13 protein-coding genes and 1 tRNA gene are annotated in these 13,833 nt (G+C 61.3%); 13 read left to right on the top strand and 1 reads right to left on the bottom strand.

Going from position 1 to position 13,833, the window contains the following annotated elements; all coding sequences use genetic code 11:
- The first annotated feature begins 148 nt into the window (after nt 1-148).
- From Q0799_RS10925 to ppk2, 10 genes are all read left to right on the top strand, one after another.
- Nucleotides 149-439 carry a co-chaperone GroES gene (locus tag Q0799_RS10925; protein WP_298398244.1) on the top strand — a complete coding sequence of 97 codons (291 nt, stop codon included), beginning with the start codon at nt 149-151 and terminating at the stop codon, nt 437-439.
- 47 nt (nt 440-486) lie between these two features.
- Complete coding sequence (gene groL, locus Q0799_RS10920; RefSeq protein WP_298398241.1) at nt 487-2,139, top strand: chaperonin GroEL; 1,653 nt, start codon at nt 487-489, stop codon at nt 2,137-2,139.
- A 146-nt stretch (nt 2,140-2,285) separates the two neighbouring features.
- Nucleotides 2,286-2,603: a DUF485 domain-containing protein gene (locus tag Q0799_RS10915; RefSeq protein ID WP_298398239.1), complete on the top strand. Its 318-nt coding sequence runs from the start codon at nt 2,286-2,288 to the stop codon at nt 2,601-2,603.
- On the top strand, nt 2,600-4,285 hold the full coding sequence (locus Q0799_RS10910; protein ID WP_298398237.1) for a cation acetate symporter: 1,686 nt from the start codon (nt 2,600-2,602) through the stop codon (nt 4,283-4,285). The genes Q0799_RS10915 and Q0799_RS10910 overlap by 4 nt, the downstream gene beginning before the upstream one ends.
- A 230-nt stretch (nt 4,286-4,515) precedes the next feature.
- Complete coding sequence (locus Q0799_RS10905) at nt 4,516-5,187, top strand: response regulator transcription factor (RefSeq protein ID WP_298398235.1); 672 nt, start codon at nt 4,516-4,518, stop codon at nt 5,185-5,187.
- Entirely contained in the window at nt 5,165-6,682 is a 1,518-nt protein-coding gene (locus Q0799_RS10900; protein ID WP_298398233.1) for a sensor histidine kinase, read from the top strand. The genes Q0799_RS10905 and Q0799_RS10900 overlap by 23 nt, the downstream gene beginning before the upstream one ends.
- Before the next feature lie 73 nt (nt 6,683-6,755).
- A tRNA-Phe gene (locus Q0799_RS10895) sits at nt 6,756-6,831 on the top strand.
- A gap of 110 nt (nt 6,832-6,941) precedes the next feature.
- Nucleotides 6,942-7,142, top strand: a complete 201-nt coding sequence (locus Q0799_RS10890) for a hypothetical protein (protein WP_028994857.1) — start codon at nt 6,942-6,944, stop codon at nt 7,140-7,142.
- 63 nt (nt 7,143-7,205) lie between these two features.
- The gene (locus Q0799_RS10885; protein WP_298398230.1) at nt 7,206-7,661 is read left to right on the top strand and encodes a histidine phosphatase family protein; all 456 of its coding nucleotides are present in this window, start codon (nt 7,206-7,208) and stop codon (nt 7,659-7,661) included.
- A 58-nt stretch (nt 7,662-7,719) separates the two neighbouring features.
- The gene (ppk2, locus tag Q0799_RS10880) at nt 7,720-8,832 is read left to right on the top strand and encodes a polyphosphate kinase 2 (protein ID WP_298398228.1); all 1,113 of its coding nucleotides are present in this window, start codon (nt 7,720-7,722) and stop codon (nt 8,830-8,832) included.
- Here ppk2 and Q0799_RS10875 read toward each other — a convergent pair.
- Nucleotides 8,829-9,320 (bottom strand): thioesterase family protein, encoded by a 492-nt coding sequence (locus Q0799_RS10875; protein WP_028994860.1) that lies wholly within the window; start codon nt 9,318-9,320, stop codon nt 8,829-8,831. The genes ppk2 and Q0799_RS10875 overlap by 4 nt on opposite strands.
- A gap of 404 nt (nt 9,321-9,724) precedes the next feature.
- Here Q0799_RS10875 and Q0799_RS10870 point away from each other — a divergent pair, with 404 nt between their 5' ends.
- Genes Q0799_RS10870 through Q0799_RS10860 form a run of 3 tightly spaced genes read left to right on the top strand, consistent with a single transcriptional unit; the run spans nt 9,725 to nt 13,829 of the window.
- Nucleotides 9,725-10,021: a hypothetical protein gene (locus tag Q0799_RS10870; RefSeq protein WP_298398225.1), complete on the top strand. Its 297-nt coding sequence runs from the start codon at nt 9,725-9,727 to the stop codon at nt 10,019-10,021.
- Nucleotides 10,018-13,017, top strand: a complete 3,000-nt coding sequence (locus Q0799_RS10865) for an N-6 DNA methylase (RefSeq protein WP_298398224.1) — start codon at nt 10,018-10,020, stop codon at nt 13,015-13,017. The genes Q0799_RS10870 and Q0799_RS10865 overlap by 4 nt, the downstream gene beginning before the upstream one ends.
- Nucleotides 13,014-13,829 (top strand): hypothetical protein, encoded by an 816-nt coding sequence (locus Q0799_RS10860; protein WP_157272466.1) that lies wholly within the window; start codon nt 13,014-13,016, stop codon nt 13,827-13,829. Before Q0799_RS10865 ends, Q0799_RS10860 begins: the two co-directional genes overlap by 4 nt.
- Nucleotides 13,830-13,833: the final 4 nt, after the last annotated feature.

The raw sequence follows: 13,833 nt of genomic DNA, 5'->3' as shown, positions 1-13,833 counted from the left end.
CCCTGCCCTTGAAATCGGCCAAGGGCGTCACTATTATTAGCACTCACCGGCGACGAGTGCTAACAGATGCCCGCGCCGGTCCCGGTGCCGCAGCCGCGTGCCCGGCCAATTTCAGTGTTTTGCAGATAAAACTACAGGAGCGATATCCATGAACATCCGTCCTTTGCACGACCGTGTGATCGTCAAGCGCGTCGAAGCCGAGCGTACCACTGCCTCCGGCATCGTCATCCCCGATTCCGCCGGCGAGAAGCCGGATCAGGGTGAAGTGCTGGCCGTCGGCCCGGGCAAGCGTGACGACGCCGGCAAGTACATCGTTCCCGACGTCAAGGTCGGCGACCGTGTCCTGTTCGGCAAGTACGCCGGCCAGGCCGTCAAGGTCGATGGCCAGGAAGTCCTGGTCATGCGTGAAGAAGACATCATGGGCGTGCTGCAGAAGTAATTCCTGCATCCGACCTTTCAACAGAACAATTTTCAGGAGCTATTCACATGGCAGCCAAAGAAGTCAAATTCGGTGATTCCGCCCGCGCCCGTATGGTCGAAGGCATCAACATCCTGGCCGACGCGGTCAAGGTGACCCTCGGCCCGAAGGGCCGCAATGTCGTGCTCGAGCGTTCGTTCGGCGGCCCGACCGTGACCAAGGACGGCGTTTCCGTCGCCAAGGAAATCGAACTGAAGGACAAGTTCGCCAACATGGGCGCGCAGATGGTCAAGGAAGTCGCTTCCAAGACCTCCGACATCGCCGGTGACGGTACCACCACCGCCACCGTGCTGGCTCAAGCCATCGTCCGCGAAGGCATGAAGTACGTTGCCGCCGGCATGAACCCGATGGACCAGAAGCGCGGCATCGACAAGGCTGTCGCCGCCACCATCGAAGAGCTGAAGGCCATCTCCAAGCCGTGCACGACGACCAAGGAAATCGCCCAGGTCGGTTCGATCTCGGCCAACTCCGATTCCTCGATCGGCGACATCATTGCCGAAGCCATGGAAAAGGTCGGCAAGGAAGGCGTCATCACCGTTGAAGACGGCAAGTCCCTGGCCAACGAACTCGACGTCGTCGAAGGCATGCAGTTCGACCGCGGCTACCTGTCGCCGTACTTCATCAACAACCCGGACAAGCAGGTTGCCCTGCTCGACAACCCGTTCATCCTGCTCTTCGACAAGAAGATCTCCAACATCCGCGATCTGCTGCCGGTGCTGGAACAGGTTGCCAAGTCCTCGCGTCCGCTGCTGATCATCGCCGAAGACGTCGATGGCGAAGCGCTGGCTACCCTGGTCGTCAACAACATCCGCGGCATCCTGAAGACCGTTGCCGTCAAGGCCCCGGGCTTCGGCGACCGTCGCAAGGCCATGCTGGAAGACATCGCCATCCTGACCGGCGGCACCGTGATCTCCGAAGAGACCGGCCTGTCGCTGGAAAAGGCTGACCTGAAGGATCTGGGTCAGGCCAAGCGTGTCGAGATCGCCAAGGAAAACACCACCATCATCGACGGCGCCGGCGACGAAGCTTCGATCCAGGCCCGCGTCAAGCAGATCCGCGTGCAGATCGAGGAAGCGACCTCCGACTACGACCGCGAAAAGCTGCAGGAACGCGTGGCCAAGCTGGCCGGCGGTGTTGCCGTGATCAAGGTTGGCGCTGCCACCGAAGTCGAAATGAAGGAAAAGAAGGCCCGTGTCGAAGACGCGCTGCACGCCACCCGTGCCGCCGTTGAAGAAGGCATCGTTCCTGGCGGCGGCGTTGCCCTGCTGCGTGCCCGTTCCGCGGTCAAGACCCTGAAGGGCGAGAACCACGACCAGGACGCCGGCATCAAGCTGATCCTCAAGGCCATCGAAGCCCCGCTGCGCGAAATCGTTGCCAACGCCGGCGACGAGCCGTCCGTGGTGGTCGACAAGGTCGTTCGCGGCAAGGGTAACTACGGTTACAACGCCGCTTCCGGCGAGTACGGCGACATGGTCGAAATGGGCGTGCTGGATCCGACCAAGGTGACCCGCACCGCACTGCAGAACGCCGCCTCCGTGGCCGGCCTGATGCTGACCACCGAGTGCATGGTGGCTGAACTGGTCGAAGACAAGCCGGCCGGCGGCATGCCCGACATGGGCGGCATGGGCGGTATGGGTGGCATGGGCGGCATGGGTATGTAATACCCGGCCGGCCTCGCGCCAGTCAAAGGCCCCGCTTCGGCGGGGCTTTTTTTCGCCCGCTTTTTGCGGCATCGCAACATGCGCCGGAATGCGCTATTCTTGCGGCCTTTGCGTCGCCGGGCCGGTGGTCCGATGGAGTCGGTTTCATGCAGAAGCAAGCTGCGAGTTGCGGCCATATCCGTGAAAATCCGCGATTTCTGGCCCTGGTCAGAAAACGGAACCGCTTCGCTTTTTTCCTGGCAGCCCTGATCGTCATGGCTTATTTTTCCTACATCCTGGTGCTGGCCTTCTCGCCGAAATGGCTGGCGCTGCCGCTATTTGACGGCATGGCGACCAACACCGGCGTGCTGTTCGGGCTGGCGATCATCGTGCTCACCGTCGTCCTGACGGCCATCTACGTGCGCCGGGCAAACCGGGAGTTCGATGCCGAAACGACCGAAATCCGCCGCCAGGCATTGAAATGAGCCCGTCCGTCCGTTTCCTGATTCTTGCTGCCTGCGCACTGGCAACTGCCGGTGCCGCGCTGGCCATGCCCTCGGTCGGCCTCGGGCCGCGCCAGCCGACCAACTGGTCGGCGATCACCACCTTCATCTTCTTCGTCGGCGCCACCTTGTGGATGACGCGCCTGGCGACCGTGCGCAGTCGCTCTTCGGCCGACCTGTATTCCCCTGGTGGCGGGATTTCCGGCTTCCAGAACGGCCTGGCGATTGCCGGCGACTACATGTCGGCGGCGTCCTTCCTGGGGATTTCCGGCCTGGTTTTCGTCAGCGGCTTCGATGGGCTGATCTTCTCGGTCGGCTGGCTGGTCGGCTGGCCGGTGATCACCTTCCTGATGGCCGAGCGCCTGCGCAACCTGGGCAAGTTCACCTTTGCCGACGTCGCTGCCTACCGTTTCGCGCAACGTCCGGTGCGCACCTTCGCCGCGGTCGGTTCGCTGGTCGTCGTGCTTTTCTACCTGACCGCACAGATGGTCGGGGCCGGCCAGCTGGTGAAAATCCTGTTCGGGCTGGAGTACGCCTATGCGGTGATCATGGTCGGCATCGTGATGATGATGTACGTGCTGCTCGGCGGCATGACGTCGACGACCTGGGTGATGATCAACAAGGCGGTTTTCCTGCTCGCCGGTACCACGCTGATGGCGCTGGCGGTGATGTTCCATGTCGGCTTCAACCCCGAGGCCCTGTTTGCCCGGGCTAGCGACCTGCATGTGCTGAAGGACGCGCTGATGGCACCCGGCGGCTTGATCAAGGATCCGGTGTCGGCGATCTCCGTCGGCATGGCGCTGATGTTCGGTACGGCGGGTCTGCCGCACATCCTGATGCGTTTCTTCACCGTCGCCAATGCCCGCGAGGCGCGCAAGTCGGTGGCCTGGGCGACGCTGTGGATCGGTTATTTCTACGTGCTGACCTTCATCATCGGCTTTGGCGCCATCGTCAGCCTGATCGGCAACCCCGGCCCGTATTTCGTCGGCGGCAAGGTTGCCGGTGGTTTGCAGGGGGGCGCCAACATGGCGGCGGTGCACCTGGCCAGCGCGCTGGGTGGCGATCTTTTCCTGGGCTTCATTTCGGCCGTGGCCTTCACCACGATCCTGGCGGTGGTGGCTGGTCTGACCCTGTCCGGCGCCTCGGCCGTGTCGCACGATCTCTATGCCACGGTGTGGCGCAAGGGCAATGTCCGGGCCAGCGACGAACGCCGGGTTTCCAAGCTGACCGCCTTTTCCCTCGGCGTGGTTGCCGTCATCCTCGGCATTGTCTTCGAACACGAGAATGTCGCTTTCCTGGTGATGCTGGCTTTCTCGATTGCCTGTTCGGCCAACTTTCCGGTGCTGTTCATGGCGGTGCTGTGGAAGGACTGCACCACGCGCGGGGCGACCGTCGGCGGTTTTCTCGGGTTGGCCACGGCGGTGGTACTGACGCTGCTGTCGCCGGTGGTCTGGGAAAGTGCACTGCACAACCCGGTCGGCTCGGCACCGTTCCCGTATGCTTCGCCGGCGATTGTCTCGATGCCGCTGGCCTTCGTGGCCATCTGGCTGCTGTCGCTGCTTGATCGTTCGCCGCAGGCGGCGCGCGAGCGGCTGTTGTTCCAGGATCAGCTGATCCGTTCGGAAACCGGTATCGGTCACGTTGCCTTGCGGCCGCATCAGTAGCCGCGTCAATTCGACGCAGCGGCGATCCCGACGCTTTTGTTATTTGCTAGACTTGTCGGGATTCCGGTCGCCGGAAAAAAACGGTAGGGGGCTGTCCAGTGCAGGATCGGACCACCCCCTGAGTCGGGGCTTGCGCCTCGAACTCCTAAGACCATAAAAGGAGAACAGCCCGTCCAGATTAATGGGGCAGGCTTACAAAATGCTTACGCCTCCTGGGGGGAGTGTCGAACATGCGAATTCTGATTGCCGAAGACGATGCGATCATCGCCGACGGCCTGAGCCGGTCCTTGCGCCAGGCCGGCTATGCGGTGGATTGGGCGGCCAACGGAGTGGATGCCGACACCGCGTTGCTGACCGTCGAATACGACCTGCTGATCCTCGATCTCGGCCTGCCCAAGCTGTCCGGCCTGGAAGTGCTCAAGCGCCTGCGTTCGCGCAACTCGCAGTTGCCGGTGCTGATCCTGACCGCGCTCGACGGCACCCACGACCGGGTCAAGGGCCTCGACCTGGGCGCCGACGATTACATGGTCAAGCCGTTCGAGCTGGCCGAACTAGAAGCCCGGGTCCGCGCCCTGACGCGGCGCTCGGCAGGGACGGCGCCGACCATCCAGTGCGGTTCGCTGAGTTACGACCAGGTCGGCCGGGTGGCCAATATCGACGGTTCGCCGCTGGAGTTGTCGGCGCGCGAGGTCGGTCTGCTCGAAGTCTTGCTGTCGCGCATGGGGCGACTGGTGAGCAAGGATCAGCTGGTCGATCACCTGTGCGGCTGGGGTGAGGAAGTGAGCCACAACGCGATCGAGGTGTACGTCCATCGCCTGCGCAAGAAGCTGGAACCCGGTGGCGTCAAGATTGCCACCGTGCGTGGCCTGGGCTATTGCCTTGAACGACCGCAAGGCGAGTAATCCGCCCGGCGCCAGCGGTCCGCTGTCGCCGGAGACCGAGCGCTCGCTGTTCGGCGAGATCCTCGACTGGATGCTCGCGCCCTTGCTGTTCGTCTGGCCGTTGAGCATCGCCTTCACGCACTACTTCGCCAACAACGTCGCCAACTTTCCCTACGACCAGTCCCTGCGCGAGCACGTCGCCACCATCAGCCGGCAGGTGCAACTGGTCGATGGCAAGCCGGTACTGTCGCTGCATGCGACAACGCGCGCCATGCTGCGGGCCGACGAACTCGACAGCGTCTATTTCCACGTCCTGACCCAGGACAAGAAGCTGCTCGCCGGCGACCTCGATTTGCCGGTGCCCGAATTCCCCAGGCAAGCCGAGATGGTGCCCGGCGAAATCTACTTCCGCGACATGGAGTACAAGGGCCAGGATATCCGCGTCGCCTATTCCTTCATCGCCGAGCCGCAGGCCCCGGTCGAGGAGTGGGTGCTGGTCGAGGTCGCCGAGACGACCGAGAAGCGCACGCAACTGGCCAACCGCATCGTCGCCAGCGTGATCCTGCCGCAATTCATCATCATCCCGCTGGCCGTCATGCTGGTCTGGTTCGGCCTGTCGCGCGGCCTGCGGCCGCTGACCCGGCTGCGCAACACCATCGAGGACCGCGATCCGGGCGACCTGTCGCCGATTGCCACGCGCCGGGTGCCGGAAGAGCTGGAGCCGCTGGTCGAGGCGTTCAACGAAATGCTCGAGCGGATGAAGCGCAACGTCGAGGCACAGCAGCGTTTCGTCGCCGACGCCGCCCACCAGATGCGTACGCCCTTGACCGGGCTGAAGACCCAGGCCCAGTTTGCCGTCCGCGAAACCGACCCGGCCGCCCTGCGCCACGCCTTGCGCCAGATCGCCACCGGCGTCGACCGGGCCGGTCGCCTGGTCAACCAGTTGCTGACGCTGGCGCGGACCGAAGGCAGCGAAATCGGCCAGCAGAAACACGAACCGACCGACCTGGCCCTGCTGGTTCGCGAGGTGGTCGAGGACTGGGTCATCGTTGCGCTGGAAAAGAGCATCGACCTGGGTTTCGAGTCGCCCGGCAAGGCCATGATCACCGGCAATCCCTTCCTGTTGCGTGAGCTGGCCAAGAACCTGATCGACAACGCCATCCGCTACACGCCGCCGGGCGGCCACGTGACCTGCCGCATCATCGATACCGGCAAGACCGTGCTGCTTGAAGTCGAGGATGACGGCGTGGGGATTTCGCCCGAACAGGCGGAACTGGTGTTCGAGCGTTTCTACCGCGTCGACGACGCCGCTGGCGAGGGTAGTGGCCTGGGCCTGGCCATCGTTCAGGAAATCGCCAACCAGCACGATGCCCGCGCCACGCTGCGCCCGAATCCGCGCGGCAAGGGCGCGGTCGCCCGGGTGGCCTTCGCCACCTGGTACCCGCCGCTGCCGCCGCCGAACCCGCCGGAAGACTACGCCGAACTCTACCGGCAGTCGCCACCCCTCGGTCCCTGACGCCGGGAGTCCTGAAAATCTGCGAAACGCCCTTGCGGAGCCCCGGGGCTATCGCTATAATGCGCGCTCTTTAGGCCAATTAGCTCAGTTGGTAGAGCAGCGGATTGAAAATCCGCGTGTCCGTGGTTCGATTCCGCGATTGGCCACCAGAATTCCAGAAGCCCCTGATTGCCCTGCAGTCGGGGGCTTTTGCTTTAGCGGCTTCCCCGCTCGATGCCGGGGGGCTGACAGCGGGTTTTGCCCTCGCTATGATGCAGCCATGATCAAGTGGAATCCGCAACCCGGCAGTCTGGCGCTCTACGTCGGCAGGACGCGGGCGCAGACGCGCAACGTGATCGTCGTCGCCGAGGCGAGGGCGGGGCGGATGGTGGTCGATGCCATCGGGCGCAAAGGCGTCAATGTACGCCTGACGGTGAGTCGCGACAGCTTGCGCGAGCCGCAGCCCGATCTGTTCGTCTGATTGCCCGGTGCAATGCCGACGTAACATTGCGCTGGCATGATGCCGGCTTTTCCGGAGATGACCATGGATCTGCTGCTGTGGCGCCACGCCGAAGCCGAGGACGGTGAAGACGATCTGAAACGCCGCTTGACCGAACGCGGTGAAAAGCAGGCCAGGCGCATGGCGTCCTGGCTGCATGAAAACATGCCCAAGGATTTGCGCATCGTCGTCAGTCCGGCGGTCCGTACCCAGCAGACGGCGCAGGCGCTGAAGCTGCCGTTCGAGACCCAGCGCAAGATCGGCCCCGATGCCTGTGTGTCGGAACTGATCGCCGCGTCGGGCTGGCCCGATGCGCGCGGTTCGGTGCTGATCGTCGGCCACCAGCCCTCGCTCGGGCGGCTGGCCTCGCTGCTGCTGGCCGGGCAGGAGGCTGACTGGAGCATCAAGAAGGGGGCGGTCTGGTGGTTGAGCAACCGCCTGCGCCAGGGCGAAACGCAGACCGTGCTGCGCGCGGTGATACCGGTCGAATTGCTGGACTAGACAAGCGCCGCCCATCGGCGTGAAATAGACCCTTTGGCAATCCAGACAAGGGGCATCCATGGTTACAGCGAAAAAGAAGACGGCCACTACCACCACGGCCGCAGCACCAGCAACGCGCACCCGTACCACCCGTCAACGCGCGGTCGCCAGCGGCGACGTGCCGCCGGTGCAAACGCCGGCCGGGATCGAGGGCTTTTCCGTGCACAACGCCGTCGATGCGGCCCAGGAAGCCAAAATGGCGGCGATGCGCGATATTCTCGCCAATTCGCCGGCCGAGGAAGCGCTGACGATGCTCAAGAGCCTGCTCAAGCAGCAGCGCATTGCCGTCGACGACGGCATCGTCAATCCCGACGAGGAACTGGCCAAGGATTGGCGCGAAGGCGGTTATCCGTACAAGAACCTGATGCAGCGGGCGAATTACGAGCGCCAGAAATACCGGCTGCAGGTCGAGTTGCTGAAGCTGCAGGCCTGGGTCAAGGAAACCGGGCAGAAGGTGGTGATCCTGTTCGAAGGCCGCGACGCGGCGGGCAAAGGGGGGACCATCAAGCGGTTCATGGAACACCTGAATCCACGGGGCGCCCGCGTCGTCGCGCTGGAGAAGCCGTCCGAAATCGAGCGCGGTCAATGGTATTTCCAGCGTTACGTGCAGCATCTGCCGACCAACGGCGAGATCGTTCTGTTCGACCGTTCCTGGTACAACCGGGCCGGCGTCGAGCGCGTGATGGGCTTCTGTTCCGACCAGGAGTACGGTGAATTCGTCCGTCAGGCGCCGGAGTTCGAACGCATGCTGGTGCGCAACGGCACCCACCTGATCAAGTTCTGGTTCTCGGTCAGCCAGGAGGAACAACGCCGTCGCTTCCGCGAGCGCAAGGTGCACCCGCTCAAGCAGTGGAAGCTGTCGCCGATCGACATGGCTTCGCTCGACAAGTGGCACGACTACACCAAGGCCAAGGAAGCGATGTTCTTCCACACCGATACGGCGGATTCGCCGTGGACGGTGATCAAGTCGAACTGCAAGAAGCGCGCACGCCTGAATGCCCTGCGCTACGTGCTGCACAAACTGCCGTACACGAACAAGGACACGTCGCGGATCGGCAATCTCGACCCGCTGATCGTCGGCCGTGCCAACGTCGTCTATGAACGCGGCGAGCAGTCGGTGGCGCTGATTTAACTGACCACGTAAGCGGCGCTGCCGGTTGCGATCAGCAGCCCGCTTTCATTCTCCAGTGTCATCTGGATCGAGGCGATGCGCCCGCCGAGGCGGGTGATCCGTCCGGTGGCCGTGAATTGCTTGCCGATGCCCTGATGCAGGAAGTCGGTGCGCAGGTCGATGGTGCCGATGCGGCCGAAGCGGTGCGCCACCTGCTCAGCGGATTCGCCGGCGAACTTCTCGGCGATGCCGACAACGGCTGCAAAACCGCCGACGGTATCGAGGACGGCGGCAATGGCGCCGCCGTGCAGCCGGCCGTAGAGGTAATGGCCGACCAGTTCGGGGCGCATGTCGAAAACCAGTTGCGGTGCGGCTGGATCGAAGGAAGCGACCTTGAGGCCGAGCACTTCGTTGAAACTGATGCGGTGTTCGAACATCTCGCGCAGCGTGGCTTCGAGTCGCTGCTGCTCTGCGGCGGAGCGGCGTGGGGTCAGTGCTACAGGCGTCATGGTTGTTTTTGGGCTCCGGGGAAAAGTATTATCTCCAGACCCTCTCCAGAGTGCAATTTTTGAACTTCATGGTTGAGTTGAACAAACGCTCTGAAGAGCTCCCATTCCTGACTGTCACACTCAAGGGGGGGCTCCGGGGGTCTCGCTTGGTATCGACGATAAATTTGTCATTGACATGGAACGCTGTACGGGTAATGTAAACTGCTTTAGAATTCTGACAGATTTGAATGGAATTTTAGGCAGATATGGCTCGGTCCCTTTCCTTTACCGTCAAGGATGTGTGTAGCGCTCTGGGTGGTCTATGCCGATCGCGCGCCCATGCGTGGACTCAGTTGCCTCCTTTTTCCCTGATTGAAACTACGGAGCGGAGCGCGCGTCGCTTCGACATTGCCGACTTGCTCGCCATGGCTGTCCTGCAAACGCTGGAAGATCGCTTTTGCGTCAAGAGCCGATTGCTGGGGCGATTATCCGGCGGTATTCATCGTTACCTGTCTGAGCCAAAGGCTGTAAGTGTTGAGGAATGGGTTTTCATTCGCCTTGAGGACGGAATGACGCGCAGAATTGATGCCGCGCCGATTTGCGAACCTGGTTGGGTTCTGGATATGGCGGAAGAGCGTAACCGTATCAATGTATACCTCGGTATCGCTCCGCCCCAGCGCGAATTGCCGCTGGTTGCTGATGTGCTTGTCCAAGCTAGATGAGAACAACCCTCGACCGACTCGGAGACTTCGGCGCACGTCCGGTTGATTGTGTCGAACTGCACCGCCAGGACGATCCTCGTCTGCTGCGTTATGTCGACCTCATTCGCGGTGGCTCATCTCCCATGGTCGACACGGTTATAGAAAACAAAGCGCAAGCGCTGCTCTATGTCGTTGATGTGGCACGACTGAGCGGCTTGGCCGACAGCGCTCGTTATATCGCCGAGCTACGCCGCAAGTTGGCCATGCGTGGCGACCCCGCTTGGCTTGGCGTGCTGCGCCTCGGTCGCCTGGATATCTACGCAACGGATCTCCGTCCCGTACCGGATTCCAAGCCTGTCTCCTTTTTCGCCGACCAAGCCGATGCCCTCGGTGTCCTCGCCAGGCTCGCTTACGGTGAAAATCTGGCCCAGCCGTCTGAACTGCTGCTGCGTAGCGTGCTCTTCGGGCTGATGACGGACGCCAGTCAGGAATTGAAAGAGATGGGCATGTCGACCAGCGAAAGCATCGCGTTGACCGGACGAGCCCTGTTTTTCCGCTACCTGATAGGGCGCGGGATTATCAAGCAACATCATCTGAGCGCCATTTCACCCAGTGCGCAATCACTGGAGATGTGTTTCGCCAGTGAAGATTGCCTGGTTGAAACCAACGCCTGGCTGGACCAGACCTTCAATGGCGACCTGCTGAAACTGCCCACGCAGAATTACCGGGAATATTTTCGCTATCTTTTTCTGCAGCTTGGGCAAGGCCTCAGTCGTCCCCTTGAGGCCATCCTCGGTCTGGACATGCCGCGCGCTCCCGGTGCTTCACAACGGTCGCTGAACTGGGGAGACCTGGATTTTGACCATCTGCCAATCGGTCTCCTGAGCGAAACTTACGAAGAGTTGATGTGCCGCTTCGATGCAGAGACTCGGCACGATACCAGCGTCTATTACACCCCGGCGCATATTGCCGAATACATGGTTGACGAAGCTTTCCATCGGCATCCGGCCGGTGCGGCGGCAAGGGTGCTCGACCCGGCATGCGGCGCGGGTGTCTTTCTGGTTGCGAGCTTCCGCAAGCTCGCAGAACTGTATTTTGCGGAAACTGGGCGACGCCCTGAACGCGCTGCCTTGCGGCACATATTGAATGAGCAATTGGTCGGCTTTGACATCAATGCCCACGCGCGCATGCTTGCCGCCTTGGCCTTGTATCTCACCGCGCTGGAGCTCGACCCCGACCCAGCCCCGGTCGAAGAACTGACTTTCAGCAAACTGGAGGGCAAGGTCTTGATTGACGTTGCCGATCCTGATGCCGATCCGTGCTCTATCCGCCCCATGGCCGGTAGCATGGGCGATCATGTGTCGGCGCAATATCGTTCAGCCTTCGATCTGGTCATCGGCAATCCACCTTGGACCAGCCTCAAGCCCGCCTATGCCGCGATAGACCGGACGTTTACAAAACGCTGCCGTGCCATCGCCGCACAACGGGGTCTGCTCGATCTCTACCGTACCTATAAAAATCCGGATCAGGTGACCGACCTGCCCTTCATATGGGGGGCCATGGATTGGGCAAGGCCGGGTGGACGTATCGCACTGGCCTTGGCGGGGCGTTGGCTGTTCAAGATGTCGCCAGCCGGATTTTCTGCCCGTAGCGCGATTTTCCGGGCTTTGTCCATCACCGGTATTCTGAATGGCGCATCCGTTCGTCAGACCCGGGTTTGGCCCAATGTCGATCAGCCTTTCTGTCTGCTGTTTGCGGACAATCAAGTGCCTCAGGCTGGAGATCAGTTCGTTCTGGTCAGCCCCGACGATCAACCCGGACTCAGCGAAAAAGGACGCATGCGGATTGATGCCAGTGATGCTGTGCCGATCGCACTTGATCTGGTTACCAAACAAGCGGCGCTGATCAAGACCTTGTATCGGGGTTCCGTGCTTGATGCCGCTATTGTTCAGCGCATTCACGAACGGGCAAAGACTTCCCTCGGTGAATACTGGAATCACGAGCACGGATTGCTACGTGGGCAGGGGTATCAAGTCGCCAAGCGAACAGATGATGACTCGTTTCTTGAGGGTTACCCGACGCTGGGTGCCCGCTATGAGAGGCATCCTTTTGTGGTCCAGACTGATACGCTGACGCCCTACCAGCCTGGCGGCTTGCAATGGCCACGGAGCCCGGAAATCTATCGGGCACCATTAGTTTTGGTCCGCGAAGGATACAAATCAGACCGCAATCAAGGTCGCGCACTGCTCAGCCTTTCGAACATCGCCTATTCGGAATCGTATTACGGTTTCTCCGCCGCCAATCACCCTGATGGCGAATTCCTGGCCAAGTACCTGCTTGTGCTGATGCACAGCCAGCTATTCGAATATTGGGCGCTAATGACCAGCGCCAAATTTGGCGTTGAGCGTGAATCCTTACAATTGCGCGATATCGAGAGTTTCCCGTTTGTCGCGCCGGAATGCTTCAACGCAAGCTGCCGCGAGCAAATCGATCGCTGCGCGGTCGCCCTGCTTGATCGCCAACCCGATTGGGCTGAACTGGATCAGACGGTTGCTGCGATCTATGGTCTCGGCCATTACGATCGGGAAACCATCGGAGACACGCTCGCGACGCGTTCGCCTTTCCCTGCAATCAAACAGTTCGCTTCCAGCCCGGTAAGTCAGCACTGCGCCGAGCAATTCCGCGCTCGTCTGGCCGAGGAGCTATCCAGCGTGTTGGCTGCAAGTGGATATCAGGTCCATGTCCAGCAACTTGCGGGCGATAGCCGACTTCCCTGGAAATTCATCGCTGTCTGCCTCGGGCAATGCACGCTGCCAGAGGCTTTGCCACCCACATGGATCAAGCATGCCGACGACCTTGCCGTCAGCCGTATCACCGTCGTTGACGCTCATCAGCCGCTGATTGTCATCGGCCTGCTCGATCAGCGACGCTACTGGACCCACACCCAGACCAGACTGCTGGCCTCCGATATCCTGTGGGCGCACGGAGCCTTGCTTGAGGAGCGTGCCAAACGATGAGTGGCCTGATGACCCGGAACTGGTCGCGACCAGCAGCCCCAGACTCTCCCGCACAGATTGCTCCATCCCTGCTTGTCGTTGTTCAGAATGCCCTCTCCATGGCCTGGCGGCTCTTGCAGCAAGAAGTGCAGGCCGGCACTTTCTCGATATGTGCCGCAACCGAGGACGAAATTACCGAGCGCCTTTACATGATTCTTGGGGAGTTTCATGCCGCCGGCGAAGCGGCTATTCCCGGATTATCGAAATTCGAAACCTCTGTCAGAGAGGGAAACATGCGGAATTTTGATGGCCGGCATCTGGATAAACAGCCCGATCTTGCCTTTCGCCCCCTGCGCGGCCAGATTCCGACAGCCAATTCGGTTCCAGCAGCCATCTTCATCGAATGCAAACCGATCGACAGCATCCATCCCTTACCGAGCATTTATTGCCGAGCGGGTTTGATCCGCTTCGTAAACGGCGATTATGCTTGGGCGGTGGACAGGTCCATGATGGTTGGCTACGTGCGTAATATTTGCTCGCTGCCGGGTGGGTTGGCGACATGCTTGAGCGATGCTCAGCTTGCCACTGAGTTAGCGCTACATGGCATGCTTCAAGCGCTAATCCCAACGGCCTCGGGCGATCCGGTCTATCAGTCAACACATGAACGAATGTTCTGCCTGCAGGGTGGTTCGACGCCAGCAGGCATGATTACGGTTCATCACCTGTGGCTTTCGCTGGCTCAACCCTGTGAAACGTCCAGTTGCCGCGACAACACAAAAAAAAGGCGACGGGGTGAGCCGTCGCCGAAGACGAACGCTAATACAACAACTTAGCGTA

Source organism: uncultured Azonexus sp. (assembly GCF_937982035.1).
Lineage (GTDB): Bacteria > Pseudomonadota > Gammaproteobacteria > Burkholderiales > Rhodocyclaceae > Azonexus.
The sequence above is the reverse complement of the archived record's forward strand: the minus strand, read 5'-3'. Positions and strand labels throughout refer to the sequence as shown.

Coding starts and splice junctions, on each gene's coding strand:
- Q0799_RS10870 (WP_298398225.1), top strand. CDS start 9,725: ATGGCTGTCCTGCAAACGCTGGAAGATCGCTTTTGCGTCAAGAGCCGA.
- Q0799_RS10860 (WP_157272466.1), top strand. CDS start 13,014: ATGAGTGGCCTGATGACCCGGAACTGGTCGCGACCAGCAGCCCCAGAC.
- Q0799_RS10925 (WP_298398244.1), top strand. CDS start 149: ATGAACATCCGTCCTTTGCACGACCGTGTGATCGTCAAGCGCGTCGAA.
- Q0799_RS10865 (WP_298398224.1), top strand. CDS start 10,018: ATGAGAACAACCCTCGACCGACTCGGAGACTTCGGCGCACGTCCGGTT.
- Q0799_RS10875 (WP_028994860.1), bottom strand. CDS start 9,320: ATGACGCCTGTAGCACTGACCCCACGCCGCTCCGCCGCAGAGCAGCAG.
- ppk2 (WP_298398228.1), top strand. CDS start 7,720: ATGGTTACAGCGAAAAAGAAGACGGCCACTACCACCACGGCCGCAGCA.
- Q0799_RS10915 (WP_298398239.1), top strand. CDS start 2,286: ATGCAGAAGCAAGCTGCGAGTTGCGGCCATATCCGTGAAAATCCGCGA.
- Q0799_RS10885 (WP_298398230.1), top strand. CDS start 7,206: ATGGATCTGCTGCTGTGGCGCCACGCCGAAGCCGAGGACGGTGAAGAC.
- groL (WP_298398241.1), top strand. CDS start 487: ATGGCAGCCAAAGAAGTCAAATTCGGTGATTCCGCCCGCGCCCGTATG.
- Q0799_RS10910 (WP_298398237.1), top strand. CDS start 2,600: ATGAGCCCGTCCGTCCGTTTCCTGATTCTTGCTGCCTGCGCACTGGCA.
- Q0799_RS10905 (WP_298398235.1), top strand. CDS start 4,516: ATGCGAATTCTGATTGCCGAAGACGATGCGATCATCGCCGACGGCCTG.
- Q0799_RS10890 (WP_028994857.1), top strand. CDS start 6,942: ATGATCAAGTGGAATCCGCAACCCGGCAGTCTGGCGCTCTACGTCGGC.